We start from the raw sequence: 13166 nt of genomic DNA, 5'->3' as shown, positions 1-13166 counted from the left end.
AGCTGTTAGGGTTTGGCAATTGCCGGAGGCAGCGGGCCAAACTGGCCACCGGGGACGGCCGAGGCGACGGGGCTTTCCGAGCCATCTGCCGCCACGGCATTGACGCCGAACAGCCAGTCATCGGCGCGGACGCCCGGGAGGCTGGCTTTGGTTTCGGCGGATTCGAGCAGCTTGGTCTGCCACATCGGCGCGTCGGTGCGGCGCTGCCACAGGGTGTAGCGAACCGCACCCGGAACAGGTTGCCATTCAATGTCTGTGCTGGGTTTGACTGCGCCCTTCACCACGGGCGCAGGCGGCATGGGCGTGCGGGCGAGTTTTGCGAGCGCGCGGACATTGAGGCGGGTGACTTTGGCGAGGTAGGGGAAGTCCATTTCGTCAGCCGTGTCGCCGAACTTTACGCCAGCTTCGGTGCGCAAGTCCTGATGCTGGTGTTCGTAATCCTCGACCGCAACAGTGAAGCGGACGGCGGGATAGCCCTTGTCGGAGAAGGGCAACTGGTCTCCGCCCCGGCCCATGCGGTCAGCGCGCCAGATCTGGCGGACGGCGAGGCCTTTTTCGGCGTCGGCTTCGGCAAGGGAGGCCACCCAGCGCGAGATGTTGCGCGAGGGGCTGTCATTTTCGCCACCGAAGCGGCGCATCTGGGCGCGCAGGACATCGGTGGAATCGGCGCGGAGGGCTTCGGAGAGGACGCGAACGTTGGTGTTATCACGGTAGCCGTCGGAGCCGGTGGAGCCGCCGACGATATCGTTGTTGAGCACGGCCTTGACCGTCCAGCCCTGTGCAGCGGCGTAATCAGCGAGAAGTTTGCCGCCGAGCAGGCCCTGCTCTTCGCCGGAGAGCGCGGCGTAGACGATCGTCGTAGGGAACTTTTCGCGTGAGAGGACGCGCGCGGATTCGAGCACGAGGGCGGTGCCCGAGGCGTTGTCGTTTGCGCCGGGGGCGTCGCTGGCGGCATTGAGGATGTCTGTCACGCGGCTGTCGATGTGGCCCTGGACGATCACCACTTCGTTCGGCCGTTCGGTGCCGCGCTGGATGGCGACGACATTGACTAGGCGGGTGGGCGTGGGGACGCGGTCGCCGGAGACGGTGGTTTCGGGGAGGACCACTTCGAGGCAGTTGCCGCACATGGCACTGGCCTTGCGGAATTCGCTTTCCGCCCATTTGCGGGCTGCACCGATCCCGCGTTTGGGATCGGTCTGCGACGAAAGAGTGTGGCGGGTGCCGAAGCTGACGAGCTTTTCCACATCGACACGCAAGCGGGCTTCGGAAATGGCATCCTCGGGCGCGGCATATGCGGCAGTGGAAGCGAGGAGCGTGAACAGGATCAGATAGTTGCGCATGAAAGCTTCATGCATCGTGCGGGGCAGTGCGGCAAGCAGGGTGTATGGAAAGGGTGGCGATTGCGCGCCACCCTTTGGGGCAATCAGTAGGAGCGCGCGATCAGAATGGTCTCCGTCGCGGGCTGGCCAGTGAAAGGGCACGTGCCGGTTGGCTTTGGCGCATTGAGCGGTGTGTTGCGGATGGTGAGTTTGAGAGCCTTGAGCTGTTCGACCACTACATCGAGCGCCGCGCCGGTAGGTTTGGACCAGCCCATTTCGACCCAGCCCGGGTACTTGTTGCCCTCGGCGAAGTAGGTTTTGAGGCCGTCGAGATCGGTTACGTCACGCTCGATCTGGGCGTCGCGGCGGTCACGGGCTTGCTCGTAGAGCGTGGTCTGGATGGCTTCGAGTTCGGCGGCTGCAGCAGCGATGAAGGCCTCGCGCGATTGGCCGACGAAGTTGGGCTTGGCATCGAGCCGCCAGAGCTGGTCGCGGCGAAGGGCGGAGACCTGGCCGCCTTCGGCATCGCGGCCGCCGATTTCGAGGATGAGGGGCACGCCCTTCTTGACCCAGGCCCAGCGCTTTTGCGTGGCCTTGCCGGGGCGCTTGTCGAGCAGGACGCGGACGCGTTCGCCGAATGCGGTCTGCTTGGCGAGCGCTGCGCGGATTTCCTCGCAATAGGCGAGCAGGGCATCGTCACCATCGTTGTCGCGCAGCATCGGGAGGATGACGATCTGTTGCGGGGCGACCTGCGGGGGGACGCGAAGGCCATCGTCATCGCCGTGGGTCATGATCACGCCGCCGATCAGGCGGGTGGAGACGCCCCATGAGGTGGTGTGGGCGAGCGCCTGCTGGCCTTCCTTGTCCTGATAGCGGATGCCTGCGGCCTGCGCGAAGGTGGTGCCGAGGTAGTGCGAGGTGCCGGCTTGAAGGGCCTTGCCGTCCTGCATCATCGCCTCGATCGAGAACGTTTCGACCGCGCCGGGGAAGCGCTCGTTCTCGGGCTTGGGGCCGGCGATCACTGGCATGGCGAGCGGGCCTTCGGCGAAGGCGCGGTACATTTCGAGTGCGCGCAGGGTTTCGGCCATCGCGTCGGCCTCATCCGCGTGGGCGGTGTGGCCTTCCTGCCAGAGAAATTCGCTGGTGCGCAGGAACATGCGTGTGCGCATTTCCCAGCGCACGACATTGGCCCACTGGTTGACCATCAGCGGCAGATCGCGCCACGACTGGACCCAGCGCGCCATCGCTGCCCCGATCACGGTTTCAGATGTGGGGCGCACCACCAGCGGCTCTTCGAGCTTGGCTTCGGGATCAGGGGTAAGACCGCCCTTCCCATCGGAGATCAGGCGGTGGTGCGTGACGACCGCCATTTCCTTGGCAAAACCTTCGACGTGTTCGGCCTCCTTGGCGAAGTACGACAGCGGAATGAACAGCGGGAAGTAGCAGTTCTCGACGCCGGCATCCTTGATTTCGGCGTCCATCAGCTTCTGGATGCGTTCCCAGATGCCATAGCCCCACGGCCGGATGACCATGCAGCCGCGCACGCCAGATTCCTCGGCAAGCTCGGCCTCGGCGATCACGGCCTGATACCACTGGGCGAAGTCGTCTGCGCGCTTCACGTTGAGCGCGTGCTTGATTGCTGGCTGGTTCATGGGTCTGCGCGTTAAAGCGCAAAGGCATTTCTCGCAATGCCCACGATGGACACTGCGAGACGCAAAATTCAATTCGAAAGCTGGTCGAGCTTCTTCTGCATATCGGCCATCTGCTTGCGCAAAGTATCAAGATCGTCTGCTTCGGTAGCAGGCTTGACATCTTCGCTTGCAGCATGAGTGCCGGGGACGAAGGCCGCTGCGGCCGCCTTGAACATTTCCATGTTGCGCTGTGCGATTTGAGCAAGCGGGTTGGAGCCGATGCTCTCCTCGATCGCTTTGCGCATTTTGGCCTGATTTTCGCGGAAATGGTCCATCGAGGCCTCAAGATAGCCAGGCAGAAAGGCCTGCATCGAATTGCCATACATGGAAATCAGCTGGCGCAGAAAATTCGTGGGCAGCATCTGCTCACCGGCGGCCTCTTCCTCCATGATGATCTGCGTCAGGATCGCGTGCGTAAGATCCGCACCCGTCTTGGCATCCATCACTTTGAAATCGATGTTTTCCTTCACCATCTGCGCGAGATGGTCGAGCGTGATGTAGCTCGAAGTGCTTGTATTGTAGAGGCGACGGTTAGCATATTTCTTGATTATAACCGTGCCGCCATTCTTGGATTCACTGGCCATGATCTGGCACCCCACTGCGACGTTTCTATGTATTAGCACGTGCAGTATGTGCAGCGCAACAAATCTTAACAAGTAGCGTTAAGAACCGGTTTGGCGCGAATATCTTTGGCCCATAAGGGTCAGCAATTCGTATTGCGACAGCCCGGACTGCGCGGACGCAGCAGGAAGATCGTAGTCTGCGCTGAGCCAATCTCCCTCGTCACAATCGGGCAAGTCAGTCAGATCGACGATGGTCAGATCCATCGAAACACGGCCAAGCACCGGTACTTGCCTGCCTTGCCAGAGGAAGTTCCCTTTTCCTGTCCAGCATCGCAGATAACCATCGGCATAGCCAATGGACAGGATGCCTGCGCGGATATGTTTGCTAGCCGAGAACAGGGCGTTATAGCCCACTTTGTCACCCGGTTCGAGGTTGCGGACCTGCACAACCATCGCCTGTGGCTGTGCGACAGGCTGGATCTTTCCTGCAAATTCTGGACGGACAACGCCGCCATAGAGCGCAATTCCCGGACGTGTGAGATCAGCGTGAAAGGCCGTGCCCAATGCGATCCCAGCACTGTTTGCGAGGCTGTAGCGACGAGCTGCAATCCGTCTTCGAATGTCTTCGAAGCGCGCCAGCTGCTGTGCGTTCTGAGCGGTATCTTCATCCGCACTGGCAAGGTGGCTAAGGCAGATGTCGATATCCAGCGCGAACAGTGCCGGATCCGAAAGCTGCGCCGATTCGATACCCAAGCGACTCATGCCCGTGTCGATCATCACATGACAAGGTCCACCGCCAGCCGCGAGCCAGCGCTGAACTTGAGGCAGCGAATTGAGTACCGGGCGCACTCCGGTGCTGCGCGCAAAATCCGCTTCGGCACGGTTAACCGGGCCGTGCAGCACCGCAATATGCTCTGCGGAAACGTGCGGCAGCAGCGGGGGTACTTCTGACCAGTGAGCGACAAAAAAATCCTTGCATCCGGCTGCAACTAGCACGGGTACCACCCGCGCCGCACCCAGTCCGTATGCATCAGCCTTTACCGCTGCACCCGCTGCAGCATTCCCGGACATGGCGTTCAGCGTGCGCCAATTGTCGGCAAGAGCTTGCGAATCAAAGGCAAGGCGGAGGGTGGCGGGAGGTAATGCGAAAATGTCAGTCGTCCGTGAAATCGGCGGGCAGGCCCGGCTTCAAGCCCCATAGGGCGACCAGAAACGCGACAAGTACCACGACCCAAGTGTACCACAGCCCGGCATAAGGATCACCGGTACGCGCGATGATGTAGCTGGAAATCAAGGGCATGAAACCCCCGAAATATCCGGTGCCAAGATGGTAGGGGATCGACATCGAACTGTAACGGATGCGAGGCGGAAACATTTCTGAAAGCAGCGCCGCAACCGGACCGTAGGTTGCCCCTGAAAGTGCCATGAGCAGTAGCAGTCCGGCGATGACCATGACCAACCTGCCCGTGGAAGGCTTGACCTTGGCGAAATCATAACCGTGGGTAGATAGATCAGCTTGCAGAACCTTGATCCGCTTGGCGGCCTTTTCTGCCCAAGGATAGCTGCCCAACGCCATTTGCGCACCGCCTACCGTGGCCGTGAAGGTCGATGATTCGGCGAGATCATAACTGATGCCGGAAGCCGCGAGATCGGACAGCAATTTTGCACATTGGCTGGACTGTTCGGAGGCAAATGGGCTGTAGTTGCAATCAGGGCCAGCGACGACCACCGGATTGCGCTGCGCCGCAGCAGCAAGTTCAGAGTTTGCAAAGGACCCCATCAGCCAGAACGCCGGGAACATCAGCAGCAATGTAAGCGCATAGCCGATGACGATGGGCTTCTTGCGCCCGACACGATCGGACCATGCGCCAGCGATCAGGTAAAATACCATGCCAATGGCCCCGCCAATGCCAACGACAATCTCGGCAAGCGTATCGTCCATCCGCGCCGCGGATTTGAGAAAGCCGAGGCTTGAGAACATAGCCGTGTACCAGATTACCGTGAGACCGGCCGCGATGCCGAACAACGCGATAAAAATGCGACGCTTGTTGCCGGGATAGGTGAAGCTTTCGACGAATGGGTTTCCTGCCAGTTCGCCCTGCTCCTTCATTGCCTTGAACACCGGGCTTTCGGAGAGTTTCAGCCGCATCCACAGCGAGATTGCGAGCAGCGCAAGGCTGAGCAGGAATGGCACGCGCCAGCCCCAGGTTAGCCAAATCTCTTCAGCCATCAGCGCCTTGCTGGACAAGACGACGATCAGGCTGAGGACGAAACCACCAACGACACTGGCCTGTATATAGCTGGTGTAGTAGCCGCGCCGTCCTCCGGGCGCGTGTTCAGCCACGTAGATTGCAGCACCGCCATATTCGCCGCCGAGCGCAAGGCCCTGCAGAATGCGCAGGAGAAGCACGATCGCAGGTGCAAAGAGGCCGATGCTATCGGCCGAGGGGATCAGGCCGACTCCGGCGGTGGCAATGCCCATCAGCGTGACGGTAACAAGGAACGTGTACTTGCGGCCGAGCTTGTCGCCCAGATAGCCGAACAGAATTGCACCCAGCGGCCGAAAGCCAAAGCCGACAGCAAATCCGGCCCATACAAGCAGAAGTTGCAGCGTGGCATTATCAGACGGAAAGAAGGTCTTGCCGATAATTGCAGCCAGCGTGCCATAGATGAAGAAATCGTACCATTCGAACACTGTGCCTGCAGAACTTGCTGCGATGACGAGCCGGATATCGGACGCGCTTGGTTCCAGTTCTCCGCCGTTTGGCATCGCGTTGCTGACACTGTTTACTGACACGCTGAATTTCCCCCGAAACCCGTTTTTGTTCGGCTTATCTGGCGAGGCTGTAGCGAAGCGCATGGCTTTGCGGCAAGCCCTGCTTTTCAGGTAGCTCGGACACCCGAAAGCGCATCAAGCGCGGCGTCCCATGCCAACATGATTGCACCGTGGCGCGCGGGATAGGCCCGGGCAGCTTCAAGGTTTTCCAGACCCGGCCAGACGGGACGCAGAGTGTCGCCCACCAACCATTTTGCCAGTGCCGAGCGGGATTGCGCGATTTCTGCCTTGTTGCGTCCAAGCGCCGATCTGGCGAACAGTGCGGCAGACGCTTGCCCGACGGCGCAAGCATGTGGCCGCAGGCCAAGGGCTGTTACAGCACCTGCCGGATCGGTTGCCAGCGCAACGTCTATCGTGCTGCCGCAACTGCGTGACCGGGCCGTGCCCTTGTGCGGGAGAGCATCATCCCACGGTGTATTGGCGAGTTCCATGGCAAGTGCGAGAATTTCAGGGGTGTAAAGGCCCTTTCCGACGCCCACTTCAATCGCCCAGAATCTGTTTGCGTGTTTTGCGTTTGGTAACTTCACGCGCCTGGTCTGCTGCCTGTTCGCGTCGCTCGGAAATTAGTGTCAACAATTCCTCGCTGGCAGCATTGAGAAACGGATAAGTGCGCGCTTCGGTGATCCATTCGGGCCTACCATCTTCACCCCAAGCAAGATCATAGCCAAAGACGACGACCGAATACCCAAGCACGACGATGATGAACCCCTTCACTGCTCCGAAGCCGAAACCGAGCAAGCGATCAATCGGGCCGATCACCGAATCGCGGCTTGCGGTGCCCATGCGGCGCGCGATGACTCTGGTGGCAATGTAGGGACCAAGCAGAAGCAAAAAGAATGCGAGAACCCCTGCCCCGGTTTCCGTCGGCAAGTGTGTGGCGAGCCAGTAAGTCAATGGTTCGTGGAAATAATGCACCGCCAAAAGCGCAAGACACCAAGCGGCAAGCGATAGCACCTCTTCCACAAATCCACGCAGGAAGCCGCCAACGGCACCGATGCCGACAAGAAGCAGAACTACATAATCGAAGCCGGTCATTTCGGAGCGGAACCTATGAGCCGCCCATCACGCGGTCAATCAGATTTGGCAGCAGCTTGAGCGGGGAATAGCGCAAGCCTTCGACCTTTTCAGCCCCTGCATCGGGGCCGCAACCGAGACGAAAGCCAAGCTTTGCCGCCTCACGCAGGCGAACCGGGGTGTGGGCGACGGGGCGTACTTCTCCGGCCAGCGAGACTTCTCCGAACCAGATCGAAGCGGGCGGTAAAGGGCGATCCGACAGGGCGGAAATGAGCGCTGCTGCAACGGCGAGGTCGGCAGCGGGGTCAGTCAGCCGGTACCCGCCCGCCACGTTGAGATAGACCTCAGCGGTCGAGAAATTGAGGCCGCAACGCGCTTCGAGGACAGCCAGCAACATTGCAAGGCGACCCGAATCCCAGCCAACAACCGCGCGACGCGGAGTGGCTCCGCTGGCAAGACGCACTGTGAGTGCCTGAATTTCGACCAGAACCGGGCGCGTGCCTTCGAGCGCAGGGAAAACGGCGCTGCCTGCGATTTGGTCTTCGCGCCCTGAAAGGAAGAGCATCGACGGGTTGCCAACTTCCTCAAGCCCTGCCCCGGCCATCGCGAAGACACCAATTTCGTCGACCGCGCCAAAGCGGTTCTTGATCGCGCGCAGGATGCGGTATTGATGGCTACGCTCACCCTCGAAGCTCATTACCACGTCCACCATGTGCTCCAGCACACGCGGGCCGGCGATAGACCCGTCCTTCGTTACGTGGCCTACGAGCACCAGCGCGGTGCCGGCTTCCTTGGCAAAGCGGATCAGTTCGAAGGCGCAGCCGCGCACTTGGCTCACTGTACCGGGGGCGCCCTCGATCTGATCGGAATGCATGGTCTGGATCGAATCGATCACCAGCAGATCGGGCGTTGGCATGGTGCCAAGCGTGGTGAGAATGTCGCGCACCGAGGTGGCTGCGGCGAGTTGGATAGGCGCTTTGCCAAGGCCAAGGCGATCAGCGCGCAGGCGGATCTGGTCGGACGCCTCCTCTCCACTGATATAGACAGCCGTGCCTCCCGACATGGCGACTTTGGCGGCAGCCTGAAGCAGCAGGGTGGATTTTCCTATGCCGGGATCGCCCCCCATCAGGATGGCGCAGCCGGGGACAAGGCCGCCACCCAATGCGCGGTCAAACTCGGCAATGCCGGTCTTGCGGCGCTGCGGAAGCGTTACCGGCGCATCTAGGCTGACGAAAGCGACGCGGCGGCCGCCACTCGACAGATCATGCTTGGCCGAGAATATCGTTTCGGGCGCTTCTTCGGCCAACGTGTTCCATTCGCTACAATCTGCGCACTGACCCTGCCAGCGATTGGAGACGCTGCCACAGGCCTGGCAGACGAAGCGACGTTTTGGTTTGGCCATACCCTGCAATTAGCAGAACATAGATGGAACACAAGCGCATTTGCGCCATTCCGGTATCAGTTTGCTAACCACGAAGGCTGACTTCATCCTTAACGCGCCCTGGTTATGGCCATCCGTATGATCCGCATGTCGAAACAAGTATTGGGGATTCACCCGAAGATGTACCGTAACTTTGCGGCACTGACGCTTGCATTTTCAGGGACGGTTGCGCTCATTGTCAATGGTCAGCCCCAGCAGGTGCAGGCACAACGTCACGAGCTGGCTGATCTGGAGCAGGCTGAACCGAATAAGTTTGGAGCAAACCAGCTGACAGACAAGCGTAGTGGAGGCGGTGCCGGCGGACGAGGCAGCGGCTTTCGAGACAGTATCGACGAGCCGACGGACGGCAGCGGCAATGGCGACGTGTTCAAAGTCGACGTGACTGTGCCTACGGCACGGGTGATCGTTGACGTGGACTAGGCTGCGCTGGCGCTGATGTATCCGACGACGAACTTCAGCGATTTTTCGACATACGATGTCAGGCCGGGCACCATGGATCCGCTGAACAGACCCAGCTTATTCCCGAAACTAAATCTGTATCGAATCACAGGCTTGAGCACGGCAGTGTCTTGATCAGCAAGCAAAGGCAATGCCTAGCTTTGAAAAGGAATGGTGCCCCTGGCCCGATACGAGACGGGAGCACCGGGAATGGCGGAAATCTGCGGTTTCTGGCGCATCATTCAAGGCGCGTTTGTATCACATTTTGGACCACCTGCAAGCCGCCTCCAGACGGGAGCCTATTGAATGACCACCACTGTCAACCCTTCCATTGCCCTCCGTGACGGCCAAGCTCAGCTCATGGGTGACGGTGTCGCGGTAATCCAGCAGCGGGACGAGCGAGGGCGTGCTCACAGCGTGGTCTTGACCGCACAGGACCTCAGGACCCTCATGCTGGCTGTGGAAGGCTGAGGTGCAATCGCCCCCTACGCCAACTTTGGACCCTGAGGAAATCTACGACCTCCTCGACGCCCACCTTACAGAGGTCTTCCGCCTGCTAGACGTGACGCTAGGTGCGAGGGAGCTGGAGCATATGGTCTTCTTCAACCGGTTGCTGCGAATGGGGCTCGGGCTGCCGAACGCCCTCGCCAGTTGACTGTTAGGGGGTGGGAGAAACCCACACCCTTCCCCTCGGCACTCGAAAAAATACCCCCGGCCCGTAAAGGACTGGGGGTATTCTTGTGTCAGCGTCAGTAGTCGTCCGGCTCGTCGATAGGTCCGTAGGCTGACGGTGTGGTGGTGCCCAAGTGATCGATGAAACCGGGCAGGCGAACGCGAGTGCTCATTGGGAGGTTTCCTTAGGGGCTGTGGGCGTCCAACCGCGTGCGAGGTTGCCCGTATCACTCCACCGCAGTTCAATCCACTCGGCTCGTCTTCCGCTGTATTTCCACGGGTATGGGGGGCGCACCCCAGCCCTAGCCAGCCTAAGGAATACGGCAGGGTCACCAGGCGCAGGCTCAGGACACAGCCTAGCGGCTTCACGTTTGGCCCAGGCAGCCAAGGCCTGCCCGCTGCTGCCTTCATCGTCCATCAGCGCCGTAAGCCACCAGACGCCAACGGGTGAAAGCATTGTGACGGGTCCGGGCTCTGTGGTTACTTCAGGGTCGGGCTCTGGGCTTTCGTAGCAGACCAGCCGTGCATGTGCCGGAAAGTCTGGAGAGTGAACCAGCTTGTCCGCTTCCCCTTGGGGGAGGCTCAGCGCCTCAGCCAGCTCCGGCAAGGCGAACCAGGGGACACCGTTGACGGGAATGGCGCGAATGGAACGGCCCTTGTAATCCAGCGCCATGCCATCGCCGTAGACCGGGTCTATCGGGGCCTGGGGTTCGACCTCTTGGCGCTTGGGAGGCGGGGCCGTCCGTTCCCAGGCAAACAGAGGTGTGGACCTTTTGTAGGGGACAGCTTGCTTGACCTGAAGGGCGTCCGTGGAGGTCACTGGCGTGCGGTCCTGGCGTTGATTGAGCTCAAGATGCCTGTGGGCCTTGGGGCGCTCAGCGCAGGCCTGAGGGGAGCTGTAGGGGCGACTGCGGTGCCTGGGGCGAACACCTCGTCCAGGATGTTCTGGTTGCGGGACACTTCACCGACATTATCGGGGAGTAAGCCGTCCGGTAACTCAGCGGTGGCCTGTGGCAGGCTGGCAGATCGAAGGACGCCTTGGGGGCGGTTGGTGGTGTTGGTCATGTGGTGGTTTCCTAGGCCTAGGATGGTTGGAAAGGGACACACGCGGGCGCGTTGGTTGTCCGATAGTGAGCACTAAGTCCGGGCAGGTTCGAACGGCCTGGTTGTGCGAAGGTGGGCAGTAAGTCAGGAATGGCGGAAATCTGCGGTTTCCTGGGAAGGGCCAAAGTCAGTTCCTGGAGCAGCCTCCAGCACCTTCTCGACGTTGGCGTCTGCCGTGACGTAGCCGCCAGTGTCCATGATCTGCGGCAGGACCTCGTGGCGCACCCAGCGGTCGAAGGCTTTCGCTTCGGGCTTGATTGAGCGGGAGATGAGCTTGAAGAGCCCTGGGCGGCTAACAGCGTTGACAGGAGCGCCTGGGAGCATCCCAACCTTTAGCCGATGAAGGGTGGTCTTCTCGTCATCTGCCAGGGGGCGACAGGCATTGCTGGCGTTGACCACTCCGAGGATGCGGCAGGCGTCAGCAGCGACGAACCAGGGCTGGCCGTCGATGATGGCCCCACGCAACTCGTGGTCTTGGGTGGAATGTTGTGCTTACATCGGCAGTAAGACGGACGCTGTGGGAACGCCGGTTGTGCCAAGGTGAGCAGTAATGCCGCTACCGCGTTGGGGGCGATGGTTTCCCCATGTTCGGCAGTAATGCAAAACCCAAGTAAACCGGGGGGCTTGGGGAGCACCCTGAAGCCGGTATCTGACAGCAAAACACACCGGCCATTTTGGTCGCTTGCGGGGGCTATCCGGCGCATGGTCCCAGCGTGGGCCGGATGGGACCCTAAGCTGCGAAGGATTGCAACTTCATTGCTACATCCGATTTCCCGCAGATTTCTCAGGGAAACCGAGGAGAGAGCAGGGTCCGAGCTGTAAATATATGGCCGCAGCGAAACCGCCTGTTTTGGATTGGCTTCGCGGATCGACGCCGGATGGAACCGTGAGCGGGCCGGAGGGACCCGTAAAGCCCACATTCCATATACATTCCAGTGCCTTGCGCCTACCCCACCCCCGGTCGCCGAGGTCGGGCCACCCCACCCCTATGGTCCTCCTGCCCCACCACCGGCAGGCATCGGCATTGCCCATGATCCTTGGGGGACATTGGCCTTCTTGGGGACATTCGTGGCCGTTGCACCAGCGCCCGCACTGCTTGGGGGATGCCTCACAACTTCTAACCTTTGAGACCCCCACAATCAGACAACTCAAGGTGACGCAAAAGATACCTTGACGGCTTATGAGCTTGTCTCTAAATGCCTCCTATACCTTACGAGACAGGGCGAGACATGAGCCGCATACTATACCTGAGGGCCTCGACAGCGGACCAGAGCGTTGAAGCGCAGCGACACGCGCTTGGTGGTCACTTCGACCGGGAGTTCTCCGACGAAGGCGTTAGCGGCGCAACGCTGGCTAAGGACCGTCCTGGCTTCGCAGCCCTGCTCTCTTACGTCCGTGAAGGCGACACCGTCTGCCTGTATGCTCTGGACCGCCTAGGACGCGATGCGCTGGACGTGCAGGCGACCGTCCGTCAGCTTATGGACAAAGGTGTCGTTCTTGACGTTCGGGGCATTGGTCCCGTGGGGCGGGGTGCTGGTGAGATTGTCGTGGCCGTCCTTGCCCAGATTGCCGACCTGGAGCGTCAGAGGATCAAGGAACGCTGTGATGCGGGGCGTGAGGCTGCCAAGGATGCACTGAGGGCAACGGGGCGAACGCATCGCGGGAAGGAAAGCCTAGGCCGTCCCGTAAAGCGAGACGCTCAGGAGGTAGCTGCATGGCGGCGTGAGAACCGCAAAAGCATCGCAGAGACCATGAAGCATTTCGACCTGTCGAAGGCCACAGTGACCCGCTACTGCGCATCGGTCGGCAGGCAAGAGACCACCTAAAATAATCGGGTATCCGCCACGGCATGTTACAGTATCACATCAGGGATTTACGAGTGAAAACAGGCGCTAACGTAGAGCTGCTGCGGGTCCGCGTGGATCGACGCAAGCACAACGCCTCAGGGACCGCCTGGGGGCCTCTGGGAGCCTTGGGTGTCATGCGGGGTGCGCGGCGACAACTACGATGGCCGGTTGAGCGGCGACTATGATGGCCGGTAGGATCGGTTGTCTGGTCTGATCGTAGGGAGGGGCGCAGCCCCGACCG

General features: G+C 60.6%; 11 protein-coding genes. 2 read left to right on the top strand and 9 right to left on the bottom strand.

Going from position 1 to position 13166, the window contains the following annotated elements; all coding sequences use genetic code 11:
• Positions 1-5 precede the first annotated feature (5 nt).
• From B7X90_RS08505 to radA, 8 genes are all read right to left on the bottom strand, one after another.
• Entirely contained in the window at positions 6-1340 is a 1335-nt protein-coding gene (locus tag B7X90_RS08505) for a M28 family peptidase (protein WP_292623543.1), read from the bottom strand.
• A gap of 83 nt (positions 1341-1423) precedes the next feature.
• Entirely contained in the window at positions 1424-2971 is a 1548-nt protein-coding gene (gene proS / locus B7X90_RS08500) for a proline--tRNA ligase (protein ID WP_292623541.1), read from the bottom strand.
• Positions 2972-3039: 68 nt separating this feature from the next.
• Complete coding sequence (gene phaR / locus B7X90_RS08495; protein WP_292623540.1) at positions 3040-3594, bottom strand: polyhydroxyalkanoate synthesis repressor PhaR; 555 nt, start codon at positions 3592-3594, stop codon at positions 3040-3042.
• A gap of 78 nt (positions 3595-3672) precedes the next feature.
• Positions 3673-4725 (bottom strand): alanine racemase, encoded by a 1053-nt coding sequence (alr, locus tag B7X90_RS08490; RefSeq protein ID WP_292623571.1) that lies wholly within the window; start codon positions 4723-4725, stop codon positions 3673-3675.
• A 1-nt stretch (position 4726) separates the two neighbouring features.
• Entirely contained in the window at positions 4727-6343 is a 1617-nt protein-coding gene (locus B7X90_RS08485) for an MFS transporter (protein ID WP_292623568.1), read from the bottom strand.
• Positions 6344-6456: 113 nt separating this feature from the next.
• Positions 6457-6888: an iron-sulfur cluster assembly scaffold protein gene (locus B7X90_RS08480; protein ID WP_366409674.1), complete on the bottom strand. Its 432-nt coding sequence runs from the start codon at positions 6886-6888 to the stop codon at positions 6457-6459.
• Position 6889: 1 nt separating this feature from the next.
• Positions 6890-7444 carry a CvpA family protein gene (locus B7X90_RS08475; RefSeq protein ID WP_292623538.1) on the bottom strand — a complete coding sequence of 185 codons (555 nt, stop codon included), beginning with the start codon at positions 7442-7444 and terminating at the stop codon, positions 6890-6892.
• 13 nt (positions 7445-7457) lie between these two features.
• The gene (gene radA, locus B7X90_RS08470; protein WP_292623537.1) at positions 7458-8825 is read right to left on the bottom strand and encodes a DNA repair protein RadA; all 1368 of its coding nucleotides are present in this window, start codon (positions 8823-8825) and stop codon (positions 7458-7460) included.
• A 117-nt stretch (positions 8826-8942) separates the two neighbouring features.
• On the opposite strand from radA, the gene B7X90_RS08465 reads away from it, so the two are divergent.
• Positions 8943-9284 (top strand): hypothetical protein, encoded by a 342-nt coding sequence (locus B7X90_RS08465; RefSeq protein ID WP_292623535.1) that lies wholly within the window; start codon positions 8943-8945, stop codon positions 9282-9284.
• Between the two features lie 1878 nt (positions 9285-11162).
• Here the strand turns inward: B7X90_RS08465 and B7X90_RS08460 are convergent.
• The gene (locus tag B7X90_RS08460; RefSeq protein ID WP_292623533.1) at positions 11163-11543 is read right to left on the bottom strand and encodes a Bro-N domain-containing protein; all 381 of its coding nucleotides are present in this window, start codon (positions 11541-11543) and stop codon (positions 11163-11165) included.
• A gap of 764 nt (positions 11544-12307) precedes the next feature.
• Here B7X90_RS08460 and B7X90_RS08455 point away from each other — a divergent pair.
• Complete coding sequence (locus B7X90_RS08455) at positions 12308-12904, top strand: recombinase family protein (RefSeq protein ID WP_292623532.1); 597 nt, start codon at positions 12308-12310, stop codon at positions 12902-12904.
• Positions 12905-13166: the final 262 nt, after the last annotated feature.

The sequence above is a fragment of the Novosphingobium sp. 17-62-19 genome (genome assembly GCF_002256775.1).
Taxonomy (GTDB): Bacteria; Pseudomonadota; Alphaproteobacteria; order Sphingomonadales; family Sphingomonadaceae; genus Novosphingobium.
The sequence above is the reverse complement of the archived record's forward strand: the minus strand, read 5'-3'. Positions and strand labels throughout refer to the sequence as shown.